Raw genomic sequence first — 16,992 nt, forward strand, 5'->3', positions numbered from 1 at the left:
CCCCGGCCGGGCTGCCCCACGACCAGGTCCCGGTCGTGCAGGAGCGACACAGCGCGGTATGCGGTGGCGACGCTGACGGAAAACTGATCGGCTAGCTCGCTCGTGCTGGGGAGCTTCGTCCCCGGGGTCAGTTCACCGTTCTTAATCTTTGTGGTCAGTTCGTCGGCAATTCGTCGATATTCAGCAGGTGCAGACGGCATAGCTCGATTCCCTTGGTTCGGCCCTGCCATCTGAACACGCTCTGACCATCGTCAGCAAGTGATGTAAGACCATCACGTGGCGTGGCTTTACCTACGTCAGATAGTGACGTAGGTTGCTTGGTGGCTGCCCTTGGTTCGGCAAACCGGAGGACAGCCCCGCCAGGGCGGCGTGGATCCCGCCGCCCTGGCGGTCACTAGTGACTCGACCGGGGAGTGCCGATGAATCGGATCCGCTATGACGAATATGTACTGGCCACCGCACTGACGCTGGCTCGCCGACACCGGCCGGTCTGGAGCTGGGAGCACTGGCGCAGGGTGTGCCGCTGCGGTGCAGAACTGCCCTGCCGCGCCCGCCACCGCATCCCCATCAACCGTGGGCACTGGCCGGCATGAAGCCGGGAGACGTGCTGCTGCTTGGCGCGGCGTGCTCCGTGCAGTTCGCTGGCGACCGGGCGCTACGGCTGCGGCTGGTGAGTATGGATGATCGCCCGACGTACTACGGGTGGGTGTGGCTGGCCGGCTACGTGCTGAACGACAAGGGATTAGCCGTCGACAAGCGTGAGGTGTACGTGCAGCGGGCCGGAGTGCGGGTGCTGCGCCCTGCCCCTGCGCCCACCAAGCCGAGCTGCGGGCCACGGCACGCCAGCAGGCAGCCACCGCCGAGCCCGCCCCCGTTCAGCCCGCAGCGTCGACTACAGCGGGCGGCAGCGTCGACCTTGCCGCATACCGGCGCAAGCGCCAAGCTGTCTAGCGAGGAGGAAGCCGATGGGAGCAAGCCTGAAGCGCATCCGCGAGTCGATGGACGTGAAGCCCACCGCAAAGGACAAGGGGCTGGTGCTGACCCTGCGACTGGTGGCGTACGACAACGGCATCGTTGAGCTCGACGGCATTCCGGTGAGCCAGTTGCCCGACGATGAGGGCTGGCTGGCCGGTGCCGAAGTAGCGCTCCAGACGATGGACGAGTTTCGTCGGCAGGTCGTGCGCCGGAGGAAGGCCGGGCAAGCGACGTCGGCATCGTGAAGCCCGTCGCGCGTAACGGTCGTTTCGGGGTCGCTGGCCTGCCGGCTGGCGACCCCGGGCGTTTGGGAGCGGTCCCGTTTGGACAAGATGAACGGGAGGTAAAGCGACCCCGTTTTCTGGAGCCAATCCAGAACTGCAAGTTACTCAGTGGTACGCCTCCACTGCGTCATGTGATTGACTCTCACGTTCGAGTACGCCTGTCGATGAATCGGCAGGTCAGCGTCCCGGGCGGTGCGAGGACGGGCGAACTGCCCATCGGCCGACATCGTTAGAACGTATGTCCAAAATCTGGATGATCGATTTAGGTACATCCTACGATGTGGACGCACGGGGGGCCGGTCCACATTGCTCACCGTGACCGCAAGATCAGTGTCGCTCGGTCGCCTAGACTCTGATCTCGGCACGTCAACGTGAGGTGCCTGCGCAAAAAAGCAGACCCCGAGCACGGACGTTCCGTGACCGAAGGTCTGGACGTCGAGCCGGGGTCCGTTCTCATTGGCGTGAGGCGGCTACGGTAACAGGCTTCGGTCGTCCCGTGTGGGCGATTGGTCCTTCTCGGCGTTTGGCGCAAACGTTATGAGGAGGTGTTGCCATGACGGCAGCAGTCGGAACGCGTGCGCGGACGGGCGAGCGTTGCCCGGAGAGCGGTGTCTGGAAGGTCGTGGGGTACCCGTCCACGACCGCGCCCATCGCGAAGGGCAACGTCATGCCGCCGTACAACGGTCAGGCCGTGACGTGGGAGCTCACCCGGCTCGCCTGACGATCGCTGACCTGGCTCGTTCCAGGTCACGACCCTGATCGCGAACCGCAGGCTTCGGGGCCGTCTACCTTGTCGGTGGGCGGCCCCGACCGCTAAGAAACCTTGAAGGTCTCTAGTCCTGCCGGCATCCCCAGATCGCGGCGGATGAGCGTCAGTAGCTCGCTCTTCCTGTCTGCTAACGCACGCACCTGGAAGCGCACCGGCTTGAGCTGCTCTGCGTCGTTCAGGCCGCCATTGCATATCCGTGCGTAGCAGAGCATCGCGTCCATGAAGAAGCGACCGGCTGCCGTGTCGGTTTCCTTGGAAGCAAAGAGCTTGAGCTTCCTATCGGCCTCGCCGACCGCGCTCAGGGCATCGCCGAGCCGGTGCTGGTCTTCTTCCGACGGGTTGGCTGGCGGGTCCACCACGGGCAGCACGTGATTTACGACGTGATCCCACTCCTCGATGCGTTGAAGGAGTTCGGTGTACAGGGCCAGACGTTCCGCGTGCCAGCGGGCGTGGTCCTCCCGCTCCCACTGCTCCTGCCGATCTTCGCGCTCCCGGCCCCACCGCTCCCGCTCGTGCTCGCGCTGCCGCTCCCACTGCCGGGCCTCGCGGCGTCCGCTGAGGACCTGCGCGATGACTGACGCCGCCAATGTGCCAACGACGCCCATCGCCGCGACGGCGAGCACCACCCACACGGGAGTTCCGGAAGACATGCCGACATGGTCGCCCGGCGGCGCAACGTGGGCCAGCGCAACAAGGTCGCTTTCCTTGCTCGCCCACGCCCGGCCCGACTAGCTTGGTCACGTTCAGTAGTCGGCCCCGCACGCGGTGTGGCTGCACCGGACGGGGCCTTGACCGGGAAGGAGCCCCGGCCCATGACCAAAGTATCTGCTCACCCCGCCTGGTGCGACCGCCAGGAGTGCACCGTGACCCCCGGACCGACCGGCGGGCGCGCACTGCTCGCGGCCAGTGCTGCTGCGGCCGGAGGACCGCGAGGCGATGTACCTGCGGGTGACCCTGCACCAGTCCACCGGCCTGCCGGTGCTGTGCGTGGAGGGCTTCGACCAGGACCCCGCCAAGGACCCGAACCCGCTGGCCCTGCTGGCGCTGAGCACCCGGCAGGCAACCATCACGGCACACCTGCTGCGGCGGCTGGTGCAGCGTGCGCGCAGGTGACGCGGTGGGCTCCGGGTGGGTCCGGGCCTAGTCGAAGATCAGCAGCGATCAGCGTTTGCGCTGGTGGGAGGTGGTGCGCCCGGCAGGATTCGAACCTGCGGCCTTGGGATTAGAAGTCCCCTGCTCTATCCGCTGAGCTACGGGCGCGCGGCGTGGATGTCGCGCCCAGAGGGTACCGCCGACCCGCCGACCGGCGGCGAAAAGGGTGCCCGCGTCCACGTTGCCGAGCAGAGTCTCACGGAGGCCGGGTAGCGGGCATCCGGGTTCCCACCGGCCGACCCGGCGCAGGCCCGTACCCTCGGCTGGTGCTGCTGGACCCCGACGCCGAGAACGACGTCGCCTACGAGCTGTGCCAGATCGTCGGTCGCGCCATCCTGCCGTACCGGTCGTCGGACGCGGCTGACCTGCGCTTCGGCACCGCGTTCTTCTTCCAGGGCACCGACGACCCGGTGGGGGAGTCGCTGCTGACGGCGGCCGACCTGGTTGGCGCCCCGGGTGGGGAGTTGGGCCTGCGGGCGAGCGTCACCGAGCCGGCCGGGGTCGCGCCGGATGCCGTCGCGGAGGCCGAGATCAGGCCCGGCTGGGCCCGTTTCCCGGGTGACGGCGTCGCGGTGCTGCCCACGGGCGGGCTGCACCGGTACGCCGGCGACGGGGGTTGGCGGTGGCGGGTGCAGCCGGTGCCCGGCGGCATCGCCGCCGGGCCCGAGGTGGTCGCCCGGCTCGGCGCCGACGCCGCTTCGGCCTTCGTGCTGGCCCATGGGGTACGCGAGGACGGGTCCCGGCCGCTGGAGGTGGCGATCGAGCGGGTGGTCCGTGACGGGGACACCGTGCGGATCATCAGTGAGCTGCCGGCCGGGTACGTCGGGGCGCCGGTCTTCGTCGTCCAGGCCGACGCCGCTGAGGGGGTGTCGCTGCACTGCCTGGGCCTCGTGCTGCCCGGCGGCGCCGGGCACCCGGTGGCGACGTTCGACCGGATCCGCGCCGTCCTCCCGTCCGCGACCGGAGACGACTCAGCCTGAACCCGCGCCGTCCTCCCCGGCGGGAGCGCGCCGAGTGGGCGACGCGCCGGTGCTCCGGGACGGGCTGCGGTCAGCCGCCGGTCGTCGCCGCACCTGCCGGGTCACCCGTCGGACGCCGACTTCCCGGCACCTCGGCCGTGTCGGTGGGTGACGCCGTGTCGGTCGAGGCGGTGTCGCCGGAGACAGCGTCGGCCGGGTCGGGATCGGCCGGGGCGGTGGGGCCGGCGGCGAGGAACGCCTCCGCCCAGCGGCCCACCTCGTCGAAGACCTTCCGGCGTACGGCGGGGCCGGAGAGCGTGAGGTCGTGCAGACCGCCGTCGAAGCGGGCCAGGGTGACGTGCCGGCCGAGGCGGGGCGCGTACCGGACCATGTGCTCGACATCGAGGACGGCGTCGGCCAGGGACGCGTTGTCGTGCCACCGCGTGCCCCGGAAGGAGCGGGTCGAGCAGGCCAGCAGCACCGGCACCTGGATGTTCAGCCCGGCGCGCAGCCGGCGTTGCCCGGTGCGGATCGCGTTCAGCCAGCCGGCCCGCACCGGGAACCCGGCCAGCGGCTTCCACGCCAGGTCGTAGGTCCACTCGCCCCGGTGGTCGGCGTGCAGGCTCTCGCCGTACACCGTGCCCAGCCCGAACGGAACGATGCGGTGCGGCGCCCTGCGGCCCAGCCGGGAGACGGCGGCCGCGAGGGGTCGGCGCACCGCCCAGGGTGCGTTGAGGTCGAAGAACGGGCTGTTGAGCACCAGGCCGTCGACGGTGCCGGTGTCGCGGCGGGCGTCCGCCCACAGCGAGATGATCAGGCCGCCGGTGGAGTGGCCCATCGCCAGCAGGGTGTCGTGCCCGTCGTCCGTGCGGATGATCTCGGCGGCGGCGTCCAGCTCGGGGAAGTAGTCGCTGATGTCCTGGCAGAAGTTCGGGGTCTGGTGCGGGAGCAGGCTGCGACCGTACTTGCGCAGGTCGAGGGCGTAGAAGTCCCAGCCCCGCTCGGCGAAGAAGTCGGCCAGGTGGGTCTGGAAGAAGTAGTCGACGAAGCCGTGCACGTAGAGAACGGCCCGCCCGGTGGGGCGCTCGGCCCGCCGCCGGACCAGGGTCGCGACGACCCGGCCCTCGTCGTCGGTGCCCAGGTCGATCGTCTGCCGCTCGTACGGCGGCCCCAACACGTCCGGTTCCACGTTCGCGACGCTACGCCGCGAACCTACCCGGCGGTAGCCCCGAGGTTCGCCCGCCCCGACCGGCCCTGTCAGCCGGCCGGGGTGCGGCGGGAGTACGCGTCAGGCGGTTTCCGCGTCGGCGCGGCTCGGGTCGGCGGCGGGAAGCCCCTCCGCCTCCTCGGCCGGGTCGACCTGATCGTGCGGCTGGCTGACGTCGCGCAGGTGCTTGTTGTGCCGGGGCTCCTGGCGGGTCTTGGCGTCGTTGAGCCGCCGGCGCAGGTCGTCGCGGACGTCGTTGAGCGCGGCGTGCAGGTCCTCCTCGGCGGAGGTGGTGACGATCTTCTGCCGGCCGGCGACCCAGCACTCCAGGGTGACCTTCTGCCCCCGCGCCTCGCGGTCCTTCACCGACACCTCCAGCTCGGTGGCGTCGGCGTGGAAGCCGGCCAGCCGGGCGTCGAGGGTGGCGAACTGCTCGGCGATCCAGGCGCGGTCGCCCTGCGAGAACCCGGCGCCCACCCGCAGGCACTCGGCGACGGTGGCCGGGTTCGCCACGGCGCTCATCGCCGGGCCTCGGAAGCGGTTGGGGAGCCGATGGTAGTGATCATCATGGCGCTGACCTCTCGTCGACGTGGAGCTGTCGGTCGTGCTTGATCAAGTCCATACCCACTTCGGTCGGACGCGGAAACCGCCGGCGCCCGGCCGGGCGCGTCGGCCGTACCACATCGGGGGCGTGATCAGGGCGTTGTCCACAGGTGGCGTCGTCGTCCACAGGTCGGGGTGGGGTGCTGGCGGGGACCGTCGGCAGCGTCGAGGCTCGGTGTCGAGTCGACTCGCGCTGGCAAGCAACCGATCCCCCTGGAGGGACGATGTTCGACACCTACGTAACAATTGTCGGTAATGTTCTGACCACGCCGGAATGGCGGCGCACCACCCAGAGCGGCACCCTGGTGGCCAACTTCAAGGTCGCGTCCACCGCCCGCCGGCTCGACCGCGACAGCGGCCGCTGGGTCGACGGCAACTCGCTCCGCGTCCGCGTCAACTGCTGGCGCAAGCTCGCCGAGGGGGTGGCCGCCTCGGTGATGGTCGGCGACCCGGTGGTGGTCTGTGGCCGGCTCTACACCCGCGACTGGACCGACGACGCCGGCAACCACCGCACCCTCTACGAGCTGGAGGCCGTCGCCGTCGGGCACGACCTGTCCCGAGGCCGGGCCCGGTTCCTGCGTAACCGCCCGAGCATGACCACCAGCACCGTGGAGGACGCGGAGGCGGAGAGCCGGGTGCACGGCGAGCCCACCGAGCCGGTGCCGGGTGGGCAGACGCCCGTCCTGCCCGACGACCGTCCGCTGGACGACGACTTCGAGCTGCCCGACTTCGGCGTGCCGCGTACCGGCCCGGTCACCGCCGCCGGCCCGCTCGACGACGGCGCTCCCCACGGTGGCGGGCAGGGCGGCGACGCCGACGGCCCGCCGGGGTTCGACGATGACGAGCTGGCCCTCGCGCCCGGGATGGACGACGAGCAGCCGGACGACCACCGGCCCGACGACGAGCCGGACGACGAGTTGGGGCCGGTGCCGGACGAGGGCCGCCCGGAGCCCGCGCCGTCGGGCCGGGGGCGGCGTGGCCGGGGGCGGGTCCCGCAGCCGGTGTGAGCATCGGCTCGGCCATCCCGCACCGTCGCGGACGGCGGCACGGCACGAACGGGGGTGGGGTGGCGACCCGACCGGTGTCGTCACCCCGCGTGACGGCGGTGGCCCGGCCCGCCCTGCGCCGGGCAGGGCGGTTCCGGGCATGCCGGGCCGGGTTGGTTCACCAGGTGCTCGTCTAGGCTGGCCGGCCGGAGGTGGTGCGTGTGCGACGGACAGCGCCGGTGGCGAACGCGGTGGGGCTGCTGGCCGGGTACGCGCTGGACAGTGTGCTCGGCGACCCGCGCCGGTGGCACCCGGTGGCCGGTTTCGGGCAGGCCGCCGGTGCGCTGGAGCGGCGGCTCTACCGGCCGGACCGGACGGCCGGGGCGGTGTTCACCGCGCTGGCCGTGGGTGGGCCGGTGCTGCTCGGTGCGGCCGCCGCGGCCGTCACCCGGCACCGGCCGGTGACCCGGGCGCTGCTCGTCGCCGCCGGCACCTGGACCGTGCTGGGCGGTCGCACGCTGCGGCACGAGGCCACCGTCATGGGTGGGGCGCTGCGCGACGGCGACCTGCCGGCCGCCCGGCGACGCCTCGGTCACCTCTGTGGCCGGGACCCGTCGACCCTCAACGAGTCGGAGCTGGCCCGGGCCACCGTCGAGTCGGTCGCGGAGAACACCTCCGACGCGGTGGTCGCCCCGCTGGTCTGGGGCGCGGTCGCCGGCCTGCCCGGGCTGCTGGGCTACCGCGCGGCCAACACCCTGGACGCGATGGTCGGGCACCGGTCGGCACGTTACGCGCGGTTCGGCACCCCGGCGGCCCGGCTGGACGACCTGCTCAACCTGGTGCCGTCCCGGCTGACCGGGCTGCTCACCATCGCCGTCGCGCCGGTCGCGAACGGTGACCGGGAACGGGCCTGGCGGGTGTGGCGGCGCGACCGGAACGACCACCCGAGCCCCAACGCGGGTCAGTGCGAGGCGGCGATGGCCGGCGCGCTCGGGGTCCGCCTCGGTGGCCGCAACGTCTACTTCGGGCGCTCGGAGGTGCGTCCCTTCCTGGGCGACGGCCCCCGCCCCGAGGCGCGGCACCTCAAGCGGGCCGCCCGGATCTCTGGCGCGGTGGGCCTGGCCGCCCTCGGGCTGGCCGCCGCGTACCCGCTGACCGTCGGGCGCCTGGCCGGCGCCATCGGCCGGCGCGGGCTGAAGGCCGCCGTCGGCCGGCGCGAGCAGATCATTGCCGTCGGCCGGGGCGGGCTGGTCGCCGCCGTCGGGCGACGCGGGCTGGTCGGTGCTACTGCCCGGCGCGGGCTGGGAGCCGTCGTGGCGGGGCGGGGGAGCGGGCGGTGAGCGGCGGGCTGCTGGTCGCCGGCACGACCTCCGACGCCGGCAAGAGTGTGCTCACCGCCGGCATCTGTCGGTGGCTGCACCGGCAGGGCGTGAAGGTGGCGCCGTTCAAGGCACAGAACATGTCGAACAACTCGGCGGTGGTGGTCGGGCCGGACGGGCGCGGCGGCGAGATCGGCCGTGCGCAGGCCATGCAGGCCGCCGCCTGCGGCATCGCCCCCGACCTGCGCTTCAACCCGGTGCTGCTCAAGCCGGGCAGTGACCTGGCCAGCCAGGTGGTGCTGCTCGGCGAGGCGGTCGACACGATCACCGCCGGCACCTTCCGGCAGCTGCGTCCCCGGCTCGCCGAGACCGCGTACGCGGCGCTGGCCGAGCTGCGGGCCGCGTACGACGTGGTGATCTGTGAGGGCGCCGGCAGCCCGGCCGAGATCAACCTGCGGGCCGGTGACTACGTCAACATGGGGCTGGCCCGGCACGCCAACCTGCCGACCATCGTGGTCGGCGACATCGACCGGGGTGGCGTCTTCGCCTCGATGTTCGGCACCGTGGCCCTGCTCGACCCGGCCGACCAGGCGTTGATCGCCGGCTTCGTGATCAACAAGTTCCGGGGTGACCTCGGCCTGCTCCAGCCCGGCCTGGACATGCTGCGCCACGTCACCGGCCGCCCCACGTTCGGGGTGCTGCCCTGGGCACTCGACCTCTGGCTCGACGCCGAGGATTCGCTCGCGTACGGCCGGGTGCTCGGCCGTCCGGCCGCCCCGCACGGCACCGAGTGGCTGGACGTGGCGGTCGTCCGGCTGCCCCGGATCAGCAACGCCACCGACGTGGAGGCACTGGCTACCGAGCCGGGCGTCCGGGTCCGCCTCACCGTCGAACCAGCCGAGCTGGCCGCCGCCGACCTGGTCGTCCTGCCCGGTTCCAAGTCGACCGTCGCCGACCTGGCCTGGCTGCGCGAGACCGGCCTCGCCGACGCGGTCCTGGCCCACGCGGCCGCCGGCAGGCCGCTGCTCGGGCTCTGCGGCGGCTTCCAGATGCTCGGACGGGCCATCCACGACCCGGTGGAGAGCCAGCAGGGCAGTGTGCCGGGCCTCGGCCTGCTGCCCATCGAGATCACCTTCGATCCGCGCAAGACCGTCCGCCAGTCGGTGGGCACCGCCCACGGCGACCTGCCGGTGCGCGGCTACGAGATCCACCACGGGTACGTCTCGCAGACCGATCCGGCCCTGACCCCGCTGCTGACCGGGGACGACGGCGTTGGCGAGGGCGCCGTGCTCGGCGTCGTGCACGGCACGCACTGGCACGGGGCGTTCGAATCCGACGGCTTCCGCCGCCGCTTCCTCACCGAGGCGGCCCGGCTGGCCGGTCGCAGCGGTTTCCGGGTCGCACCGGACACCAGCTTCGCCGCCGCCCGGGAACGCTCGCTCGACCTGCTCGGTGACCTGGTCGAGGAGCATCTGGACACCGACGCCCTCTGGCGCCTCATCGAGACCGGGCCACCCGCCGGCCTCCCCTTCATCCCACCCGGCCCCCCACCGGCCTGAGCGGCCGTGATCAGAGGCGGATGTCGGCGGGACGGTCGGAGGTGGGAAGGCCGGCGGCCAGCCACGCGTCGACGCCGCCGATCATGTCGGTGGCCCGGCGCAGGCCGAGCGTCTGCAGGCTGGCGGCGGCCAGGCTGGAGCTGTAACCCTCACGGCACACCAGCACGATCTCCCGGTCGTAGGCGGTGGCCTCCGGGATACGCCATTCGCTGGCCGGATCGAGTCGCCACTCCAGCACCGTCCGGTCGATGACGACCGCCCCGGGCAGGTCGCCCTGTTCGCGGCGCTGCAACTCGGTACGGGTGTCGACCAGCAGCGCGCCGCCGCGGACCGCCTCGACGGTCTGCTGCGGAGTCAGTCGGTGCAGCCCGGCGCGGGCCTGTTCGAGCAGGGCGTCGACGCCGGGGCTCATCACGTCTCGGAGCACCACCCGATCATGCCGATTCGGTGGCCAGCCCGCGCGACGAACGGTGGCGGCATCACCCGTCGCCGCCCCAATTCCCCCGGACGTGACGGTGGCCGGCCAGGGCCGTCAGCCGGACGGGTCAGCCCCGCTGCGGCCGCCGCGGGATGGGGTGGCGGCGCCGGCGGGAAACGTCAGGCGAGGGCGGGTTGGGCGAGGGCGGCGGCGGTGACCTGAGCGAACCGCTCGGGTGCGTCGAGCATGATGTTGTGTCCGGCGTCCGGCACGGTCACCACCCGCACTCCGGCCGCAGCCAGCGATTCCGCGCCGACGACCGGCCCGCTCCGACCGCCCTGGAGGTAGGTGCGCGGCATCGGCAGCCGTTCCAGCAGGTGCCGCATGGCGGGGCGGGTGCCGGTCATCAGGCCGATCGCGGTGCGGTGCAGGCCGATCGGATCGGCCAGTCGCATGGTGGCGGCCCAGGCCGGCCCCACCCGCTCCAGGGTCTCGGCAAGGCCGCTGGCGAGGAACTCCGCCTCGGAGTAGCGGGCCAGGCCGCTGCTGCCGGCGGTCGGCGGCGGGCTCGGGTCCAGGTTCGCCTCGATCAGCACCAGCTGCCCGACCAGGTCCGGGCGCTGGTGGGCGAGCGCGATGGCCACCGCGCCGCCCATGCTGTGCGCGACGACGTCGGCCGCCCGGACCCCGGCCGCGTCGAGCGTCGCGGCCAGCGCCTCGGCGTGCTCGGTGAGGGTGTAGCCGAACGCGGCCGGTCGGTCGCTCAACCCGAAGCCGAGGAGGTCGACGAAGAGGGAGCGGTGGCCGGCCAGCTCGGGAAGGGAGGCCGCCGGCAGGAAGTACGGCGCGGACATCGCGCCGAGCCCGTGCACGTACACCCGGGCCGGTGCACGGCCGGAGATTTCCACCCAACGCATCTGAGCCCCGTCCGGGCCCACGGTCGCAGTATTCATGGCGACACAATACCTCCGCGCCGAGGTATATCGTCAAGAGGGCATAATGGGGTGGTGCTCGAACTCGCCATCCTCGGTTTCCTGGCCGACCAGCCCCTGCACGGCTACGACCTGAAGCGGCGGATCGCCCACCTCACCGGGCATGTCCGGCCGATCGCCGACGGCACCCTCTATCCCGCGATCAAGCGGCTGGAACGCGCCGGCCTGCTCACCCGGCGGGTCGAACCCGGCGCCGGCGCGGCCCCCCGCCAGATGCTGGCGCTGACCGGGCCGGGTCGGGCCGAGCTGGACCGCCGGCTCCGCGAGCCCGACGAGATGGAGATCAGCGACGAGAACCGCTGGTTCGTCCTGCTGGCCTTCCTCCGGCACCTCGACGATCCGGCCGCCCGCGACCAGGTGCTCCGCCGACGGTTGGCCTTCCTCCGTACGCCGAGCAGCTTCTTCTACGAGGGCGACCGGCCGGTGCGCGCCGAGGAAGTCGCCGATCCGTACCGCCAGGGGATGCTGACCATCGCCCGAGCCACCAGCCAGGCCGAGCTGCGCTGGCTCGGGGAGATGCTGGGCGAGCCGGAGTGACCCCGGACGAGGAGGGCGCCGGCGCGCCGGTGGTGGTCGTCGAGGCGTACGCCGAGCTGGCCCGCCGGGTGCTCGCGGGCCCCGCGCGGTTGGGGCGGACCCGGCTGGTCGCCGTCGACGGGCCGAGCGGCGCGGGCAAGAGCCGGTTCGCCGCGCACCTCGCGGACGCGCTGGCGGCGCTGCCCGGCGGTGCCCGGCCGCCGGTGGTGCACACCGACGACCTGCTGGACGGCTGGGACGACCAGCTCACCTTCTGGCCCCGCCTCGACGAGTGGGTGCTGGGCCCGCTGCGTGCGGGGCGGCCCGGCTCCTACCGCCGCTACAGCTGGGTGCGGCGATGCTTCCTGCCCCGCCCGGTCCCGGTGCCGGCCGCGCCGGTGCTGATCCTGGAGGGGGTGAGCGCCGCGCGCGCCGTCGTCCGGCCGGAGCTGACCCTGGCCGCCTTCGTCACGGCGCCCGCCTCCCTGCGGCTGGCCCGCGCGGTCGCCCGCGACGGGCCGGAGATCCTGCCGGAGCTGCGCCGCTGGCGCGTCGGGGAGCGTGCGCACTTCGACGCCGACGACACGGCCACCCGGGCCGACCTGGTGGTCGACGGCGCGCCGACGCTGCCGCACGACGCGGACCGGTACTACGTGCGCATCCGCTGAGCGGGGCATGGACGTCCGCCACCGGCTACGGCACGATGCGAGAAGGGTCAGGGCGCGGCGAACGGGGGCTCATCATGTCGGCACCGGATTCACCCGCGCGGCGCCGCATCACCCTCACCGGCATCAGCTCGCGGGCCTGGGAGCATCCGGCCGACCGGGGCGCCCTGGTCGCCCTGCGCGAGCTGCGGGGTTTCGACGACGTGGTGCGCGCGTTCTTCGGCATGTGGAACGAGCGTGGCTTCCGGCTCTCCGTGCTGGCCTCGGGCATCCGGGTCGACCACCGGCAGTACCCGGCGGTGTGGCAGCGCTACACCGAGGCCGCCGCAGCGCTCGACGTGGCCGAGCTGCCCGAGCTGTACGTGACGCAGTCGCCCTGGCTGGGCGCCGAGGCGGTCGGCCTGGAGCGGCCGTTCGTGGTGTTGAACTCCGCCTGCGTGCAGCAGCTCGACGAGGACGAGCTGCGCTGCCTGCTCGGCCACGAGTTGGGGCACGTCGGCAGCGGGCATGCGGTCTACAAGACGATGCTCATGATCCTCACCCGGTGGGCGGCCAACCTGAGCTGGTTGCCGGTCGGCGCGTTCGCGCTGCGGGCGATCATCGCGGCGATGCTGGAGTGGTGGCGCAAGGCCGAGCTCTCCGCCGACCGGGCCGGTCTGCTCGCCGGGCAGGACCCGGCCGCCGCGCTACGGCTGCTGATGAAGCTCGCCGGCGGCGGCGACCTGTCCCAGATCGACACCACCGCCTTCCTCGAGCAGGCCGCCGAGTACGCCGGTGGCGGCGACCTGCGGGACAGCCTGCACAAGATCCGGATGACCGCGTGGAGCACGCATCCGGTGCCGGTGGCACGCGCCGCCCAGCTGCGGCAGTGGATCGACTCCGGGGCGTACGGGCGGGTGCTGGCCGGGGACTACCCGCGCCGCGACGACGACCGCTCGACCAGCGTCTCGGAGGAGATCAAGGCGGCGGCCGAGTCGTACCGGGAGGAGTTCAGCCGGTCCACCGACCCGCTGGTCGGGTTGCTGCGCCGGCTCGGCGACGGCGCCAGCGACGTCGGCGAGTGGGTGGGCGGCACCGCGGGCCGGGCCCGTTCCTGGATGGACGCCGCCACCGAGGCCGCCGGCCGCGCGCACCGCGCCGGCCGCGCCGCACCCGGCGCGACAGCGGGCGCCGGCACGGCGGGAACCGGTGACGGTACGGGCTCGGCCGGCACGCCGGGGTAAGGCCGGCATACGATGCCGGTCATGACCACACCGATCATGTCCGAGTCCCAGGTGCGGGCCGCCGTCGAGCGGGAGATGCCCGGCGTCCGGGCCGACCTGGAACGCCTCGTCCGCATCCCCGGCATCGCCTTCGAGGGCTTCGACCACTCGCACGTGGAGCGCTCCGCCGAGGCGGTCGCCGAGCTGCTGCGCGGCTGTGGCCTGGACGTCGACATCGTGCGTTCCGGCGGGCAACCCGCGGTGATCGGCCGCCGGCCCGCCCCGCCCGGTGCGCCCACCGTGCTGCTCTACGCGCACCACGACGTGCAGCCGGTCGGCGACCGGTCGCTGTGGGAGTCCGACCCCTTCGAGCCGGTCGAGCGGGACGGCCGGCTCTACGGCCGGGGCGCCGCCGACGACAAGGCCGGCATCATGGCGCACGTCGCGGCGCTGCGCGCGTACGGTGACGCACTGCCGGTCGGCGTGGTCCTCTTCATCGAGGGCGAGGAGGAGTACGGCTCCGACTCGCTGGAGCGCCTGCTGGCCGAGCACCGCGACGAGATCGCCTCCGACGTCATCGTGATCGCCGACTCCGGCAACTGGGACATCGGCGTACCGGCGCTGACCACCTCACTGCGCGGCATCGTCAACTGCTTCGTCGAGGTCCGCACGCTGGACCACGCGGTGCACAGCGGCATGTTCGGCGGCGCCGTCCCGGACGCGCTCACCGCGCTGGTCCGGCTGCTCGCCACGCTGCACGACGACACCGGTGACGTGGCGGTGGACGGGCTGGTCGGCCGGGAGGGCGCCACCGTCGACTACCCCGAGGACCGGGTCCGGGCCGAGGCCGGGCTGGCCGACGGCGTGCAGTTCATCGGCACCGGCCGGATCACCGACCGGCTCTGGACGAAGCCCGCGCTGGCGGTGCTCGGCATCGACGCGCCGTCCACCGGCGAGGCGCCGAACGCCCTGGTCCCGTCCGCCAAGGCGAAGCTCAGCATCCGGCTCGCCCCGGGCGACGACCCCAAGCGGGCGTACGCGGCGGTGCGCGCGCACCTGGAGAAGCACGCCCCGTGGGGAGCGCAGGTCACGGTCTCCTTCGAGCACGACGGCGACCCGTGCGTGATCGACGCCTCCGGGCCGATGTTCGACGCCGCCCGCTCGGCGTTCCGCGAGGCCTGGGACGGCACCGCCCCGGTGGACATCGGCGTCGGCGGGTCGATCCCGTTCATCGCCACCTTCCAGGAGATGTTCCCGAAGGCGGCGATCCTGGTGACCGGTGTGGAGGACCCGCACGCCCGCGCGCACGGCCCGAACGAGAGCCTGCACCTCCGGGAGTTCGCCCGGGTCTGCCTCGCCGAGGCGCTGCTGCTGGGCAAGGTGGCGGCCGCGGGCACGAAACTCCCCTAGGTGTCGGAACCGTAACTTCCGGTCTGATCTGGGAGTTTGCGGTGTGTCGGGCGGCGGGCTGTTATAGCCTTTCGAACATGAGTACGAACGAGGTGATGGCCCGGTTGGGGGCCGCCGTCAGCGCGCTGGGGGACGTCGACGTCTCCGCGTGGTCCGAGGACACGCTCAACGAACAGCTCGGCGAGCTCTCCGCCGCCCTGGTCGCCCTCGACTCGGTGCTCTCCCGGGTCGCCGGCGAGGTCCGCGCCCGGGGGCTGCGCATCGAGGAGCCCGTCTCCGCCTGATCCGCCGTCCACCGTGTCGGCGGCGCCCTGCCGACACCGCCCGGGCACGGCAATGCCCGGGCGGTGTCGGGGGTGACTGGCAGGATGAACGTCGTGCGGTTCCTCGACCTGGCAGCCACGTCCGCCGCCGTCGGCGCCACCAGCGGCCGTCGGGCCAAGGTGGAGCTGCTCGCCGACGCGCTGCGCCGGCTCGACCCGGCCGAGGTGGAGCCCGGTGCCGGCTATCTCGCCGGTGAGCTGCGCCAGCGGCAGACCGGGGTGGGCTATGCGAGTCTGCGTGACCTGCCGCCGCCGGCCGCCGAGCCGACGTTGACCGTGGCCGCCGTCGATGCCGCCGTGGAGCAGATCGCCGCCGTGCACGGCGCGGGGTCGCAGGCGCGGCGCCGGGCGCTCCTCGGCGCCCTCTACGCGGCGGCGACCGCCGACGAGCAGCGGCTGCTCACCAACCTGTTCAGCGGCGAGCTGCGCCAGGGCGCCCAGGCCGGGCTGCTCGCCGACGCGGTGGCCCGGGCCGCCGAGGTGCCGGTGGCGGCCGTCCGTCGGGCCCTGCTGCTCGCCGGTGACCTGCGCGCGGTGGCCGTCGCCGCGCTGGCCGGGGGCGCCGCCGAGCTGGCCGGGTTCGGCCTGCGGGTCGGCCGGCCGCTCGCGCCGATGCTCGCGCAGAGCGCCCCCTCGGTCGACGAGGCGCTGGCCGCCACCGGCACACCGGCGGTGGTCGACGTGAAGCTCGACGGCATCCGCATCCAGGTGCACCGCTCCGGCGCCGACATCGCCGTCTTCACCCGCAGCCTCGACGAGATCACCACCCGGGTGCCCGAGGTGGTCGCCGCCGTCCGCGCCCTGCCCGGCCGGGAGCTGGTGCTCGACGGTGAGGCGATCGGTCTGGACGAGACCGGCCGGCCGCTGCCCTTCCAGCAGACGTCCAGCCGGGCAGCCCGGCGCACCACGCCCAGCACGACCGCCCGCACACCGGTCGCCCCGGCGGTGCTCGCGGCAGCCGCCAGCGCCGGCGAGACCGTGCTGACGCCGTACTTCTTCGACCTGCTGCACCTCGACGGCCAGGATCTGATCGACCTGCCCGGCCGGGAGCGGTGGGCCGCACTGGCCGGCGCGGTGGACGCGTCGCTGCTGGTCGGGCGCATGGAGGTCGACAACCCGGAGCAGGCGGGGGCGGCGTTCGCCGCCGCGCTCGACGCCGGGCAGGAGGGCGTGGTGGTCAAGGCGCCGGACGCTCCCTACGACGCCGGCCGCCGCGGCGCGGCCTGGGTCAAGGTCAAGCCCCGGCACACCCTCGACCTGGTGGTGCTCGCCGTCGAGTGGGGCAGCGGCCGGCGGCAGGGCTGGCTGTCCAACCTGCACCTCGGCGCGCGCGACCCGCGCACCGGCGACTTCGTGATGCTCGGCAAGACGTTCAAGGGGCTCACCGACGAGCTGCTGCGCTGGCAGACCGAGCGCTTCCTCGACCTCGCGGTGGAGCGGGGCGACTGGGTGGTCCGGGTGCGTCCCGAGCAGGTGGTGGAGATCGCCTTCGACGGGGTGCAGACGAGTTCGCGTTATCCGGGCGGGGTGGCGCTGCGGTTCGCCCGGGTGGTGCGCTACCGCGACGACAAGTCCGCCGCCGAGGCGGACACCATCGACGCGGTCCGCGCCATCCACGCCGGCCGTCCCACCGGCTGACCGGCCGCGCCGGCC

18 protein-coding genes, 1 tRNA gene and 1 pseudogene are annotated in these 16,992 nt (G+C 73.2%); 13 read left to right on the top strand and 7 right to left on the bottom strand.

Annotated elements, in window-relative coordinates:
* On the bottom strand, window positions 1-200 hold a 200-nt coding region (locus tag AB0K07_RS29620), incomplete at its 3' end, for a winged helix-turn-helix domain-containing protein (protein ID WP_363760558.1).
* A 765-nt stretch (window positions 201-965) separates the two neighbouring features.
* On the opposite strand from AB0K07_RS29620, the gene AB0K07_RS29625 reads away from it, so the two are divergent.
* Both AB0K07_RS29625 and AB0K07_RS29630 read left to right on the top strand, forming a co-directional pair.
* Window positions 966-1,220 carry a hypothetical protein gene (locus AB0K07_RS29625; RefSeq protein ID WP_363760561.1) on the top strand — a complete coding sequence of 85 codons (255 nt, stop codon included), beginning with the start codon at window positions 966-968 and terminating at the stop codon, window positions 1,218-1,220.
* A gap of 592 nt (window positions 1,221-1,812) precedes the next feature.
* Window positions 1,813-1,980 carry a hypothetical protein gene (locus AB0K07_RS29630; protein WP_363760564.1) on the top strand — a complete coding sequence of 56 codons (168 nt, stop codon included), beginning with the start codon at window positions 1,813-1,815 and terminating at the stop codon, window positions 1,978-1,980.
* Between the two features lie 92 nt (window positions 1,981-2,072).
* On the opposite strand, the gene AB0K07_RS29635 is transcribed toward AB0K07_RS29630, so the two are convergent.
* Window positions 2,073-2,678 (bottom strand): hypothetical protein, encoded by a 606-nt coding sequence (locus AB0K07_RS29635; RefSeq protein ID WP_363760567.1) that lies wholly within the window; start codon window positions 2,676-2,678, stop codon window positions 2,073-2,075.
* Between the two features lie 256 nt (window positions 2,679-2,934).
* On the opposite strand from AB0K07_RS29635, the gene AB0K07_RS29640 reads away from it, so the two are divergent.
* Window positions 2,935-3,141 carry a hypothetical protein gene (locus tag AB0K07_RS29640; protein ID WP_363760570.1) on the top strand — a complete coding sequence of 69 codons (207 nt, stop codon included), beginning with the start codon at window positions 2,935-2,937 and terminating at the stop codon, window positions 3,139-3,141.
* 71 nt (window positions 3,142-3,212) lie between these two features.
* On the opposite strand, the gene AB0K07_RS29645 is transcribed toward AB0K07_RS29640, so the two are convergent.
* A tRNA-Arg gene (locus tag AB0K07_RS29645) sits at window positions 3,213-3,288 on the bottom strand.
* Between the two features lie 158 nt (window positions 3,289-3,446).
* On the opposite strand from AB0K07_RS29645, the gene AB0K07_RS29650 reads away from it, so the two are divergent.
* Window positions 3,447-4,160: a hypothetical protein gene (locus AB0K07_RS29650; protein ID WP_363760573.1), complete on the top strand. Its 714-nt coding sequence runs from the start codon at window positions 3,447-3,449 to the stop codon at window positions 4,158-4,160.
* A 70-nt stretch (window positions 4,161-4,230) separates the two neighbouring features.
* Here the strand turns inward: AB0K07_RS29650 and AB0K07_RS29655 are convergent, their stop codons facing one another.
* Together AB0K07_RS29655 and AB0K07_RS29660 are read right to left on the bottom strand one after the other, a co-directional pair.
* Window positions 4,231-5,328 carry an alpha/beta hydrolase gene (locus AB0K07_RS29655; RefSeq protein WP_363760576.1) on the bottom strand — a complete coding sequence of 366 codons (1,098 nt, stop codon included), beginning with the start codon at window positions 5,326-5,328 and terminating at the stop codon, window positions 4,231-4,233.
* A 99-nt stretch (window positions 5,329-5,427) separates the two neighbouring features.
* Window positions 5,428-5,868: an HPF/RaiA family ribosome-associated protein gene (locus AB0K07_RS29660; protein WP_363760579.1), complete on the bottom strand. Its 441-nt coding sequence runs from the start codon at window positions 5,866-5,868 to the stop codon at window positions 5,428-5,430.
* A 305-nt stretch (window positions 5,869-6,173) separates the two neighbouring features.
* Here AB0K07_RS29660 and ssb point away from each other — a divergent pair, with 305 nt between their 5' ends.
* The 3 genes and pseudogenes from ssb to AB0K07_RS29675 all read left to right on the top strand — a co-directional run bounded on the left by ssb (window position 6,174) and on the right by AB0K07_RS29675 (window position 9,813).
* Window positions 6,174-6,956, top strand: coding sequence for a single-stranded DNA-binding protein (gene ssb, locus AB0K07_RS29665; protein ID WP_363760582.1), 783 nt, complete (start codon window positions 6,174-6,176; stop codon window positions 6,954-6,956).
* A 200-nt stretch (window positions 6,957-7,156) separates the two neighbouring features.
* A pseudogene (locus AB0K07_RS29670) lies at window positions 7,157-8,122 on the top strand (cobalamin biosynthesis protein); the annotation flags it as partial.
* Window positions 8,123-8,271: 149 nt separating this feature from the next.
* Window positions 8,272-9,813: a cobyric acid synthase gene (locus AB0K07_RS29675; RefSeq protein ID WP_363760585.1), complete on the top strand. Its 1,542-nt coding sequence runs from the start codon at window positions 8,272-8,274 to the stop codon at window positions 9,811-9,813.
* Window positions 9,814-9,823: 10 nt separating this feature from the next.
* Here AB0K07_RS29675 and AB0K07_RS29680 read toward each other — a convergent pair whose 3' ends face one another.
* Both AB0K07_RS29680 and AB0K07_RS29685 read right to left on the bottom strand, forming a co-directional pair.
* Window positions 9,824-10,225, bottom strand: coding sequence for a rhodanese-like domain-containing protein (locus AB0K07_RS29680; RefSeq protein ID WP_363760704.1), 402 nt, complete (start codon window positions 10,223-10,225; stop codon window positions 9,824-9,826).
* Between the two features lie 185 nt (window positions 10,226-10,410).
* A complete protein-coding gene (locus tag AB0K07_RS29685; protein WP_363760588.1) occupies window positions 10,411-11,184 on the bottom strand; it encodes an alpha/beta hydrolase in 774 nt (257 codons plus the stop codon).
* A gap of 54 nt (window positions 11,185-11,238) precedes the next feature.
* Between AB0K07_RS29685 and AB0K07_RS29690 the strand changes: the two genes are divergently transcribed.
* From AB0K07_RS29690 to AB0K07_RS29715, 6 genes are all read left to right on the top strand, one after another.
* Entirely contained in the window at window positions 11,239-11,760 is a 522-nt protein-coding gene (locus AB0K07_RS29690; protein WP_363760590.1) for a PadR family transcriptional regulator, read from the top strand.
* The gene (locus tag AB0K07_RS29695) at window positions 11,727-12,407 is read left to right on the top strand and encodes a hypothetical protein (RefSeq protein WP_363760707.1); all 681 of its coding nucleotides are present in this window, start codon (window positions 11,727-11,729) and stop codon (window positions 12,405-12,407) included. The genes AB0K07_RS29690 and AB0K07_RS29695 overlap by 34 nt, the downstream gene beginning before the upstream one ends.
* Before the next feature lie 74 nt (window positions 12,408-12,481).
* Window positions 12,482-13,627, top strand: a complete 1,146-nt coding sequence (locus tag AB0K07_RS29700; RefSeq protein WP_363760593.1) for a M48 family metallopeptidase — start codon at window positions 12,482-12,484, stop codon at window positions 13,625-13,627.
* A 36-nt stretch (window positions 13,628-13,663) separates the two neighbouring features.
* Window positions 13,664-15,016, top strand: a complete 1,353-nt coding sequence (locus AB0K07_RS29705) for a dipeptidase (protein WP_363760710.1) — start codon at window positions 13,664-13,666, stop codon at window positions 15,014-15,016.
* Window positions 15,017-15,093: 77 nt separating this feature from the next.
* Entirely contained in the window at window positions 15,094-15,300 is a 207-nt protein-coding gene (locus tag AB0K07_RS29710) for a hypothetical protein (RefSeq protein WP_030333429.1), read from the top strand.
* Window positions 15,301-15,384: 84 nt separating this feature from the next.
* Complete coding sequence (locus AB0K07_RS29715) at window positions 15,385-16,977, top strand: ATP-dependent DNA ligase (protein WP_363760595.1); 1,593 nt, start codon at window positions 15,385-15,387, stop codon at window positions 16,975-16,977.
* Window positions 16,978-16,992: the final 15 nt, after the last annotated feature.

The sequence above is a fragment of the Micromonospora sp. NPDC049301 genome, assembly GCF_040678715.1.
In the GTDB taxonomy this organism is placed as follows: Bacteria; Actinomycetota; Actinomycetes; order Mycobacteriales; family Micromonosporaceae; genus Micromonospora.

Bases quoted from the DNA above. Each gene is read 5' to 3' on its own strand.
- AB0K07_RS29625 (WP_363760561.1), top strand. From the start codon at position 966: ATGGGAGCAAGCCTGAAGCGCATCCGCGAGTCGATGGACGTGAAGCCC.
- AB0K07_RS29630 (WP_363760564.1), top strand. From the start codon at position 1,813: ATGACGGCAGCAGTCGGAACGCGTGCGCGGACGGGCGAGCGTTGCCCG.
- AB0K07_RS29635 (WP_363760567.1), bottom strand. From the start codon at position 2,678: ATGTCTTCCGGAACTCCCGTGTGGGTGGTGCTCGCCGTCGCGGCGATG.
- AB0K07_RS29660 (WP_363760579.1), bottom strand. From the start codon at position 5,868: ATGAGCGCCGTGGCGAACCCGGCCACCGTCGCCGAGTGCCTGCGGGTG.
- ssb (WP_363760582.1), top strand. From the start codon at position 6,174: ATGTTCGACACCTACGTAACAATTGTCGGTAATGTTCTGACCACGCCG.
- AB0K07_RS29680 (WP_363760704.1), bottom strand. From the start codon at position 10,225: ATGAGCCCCGGCGTCGACGCCCTGCTCGAACAGGCCCGCGCCGGGCTG.
- AB0K07_RS29685 (WP_363760588.1), bottom strand. From the start codon at position 11,184: ATGAATACTGCGACCGTGGGCCCGGACGGGGCTCAGATGCGTTGGGTG.
- AB0K07_RS29700 (WP_363760593.1), top strand. From the start codon at position 12,482: ATGTCGGCACCGGATTCACCCGCGCGGCGCCGCATCACCCTCACCGGC.
- AB0K07_RS29705 (WP_363760710.1), top strand. From the start codon at position 13,664: ATGTCCGAGTCCCAGGTGCGGGCCGCCGTCGAGCGGGAGATGCCCGGC.
- AB0K07_RS29710 (WP_030333429.1), top strand. From the start codon at position 15,094: ATGAGTACGAACGAGGTGATGGCCCGGTTGGGGGCCGCCGTCAGCGCG.
- AB0K07_RS29715 (WP_363760595.1), top strand. From the start codon at position 15,385: ATGAACGTCGTGCGGTTCCTCGACCTGGCAGCCACGTCCGCCGCCGTC.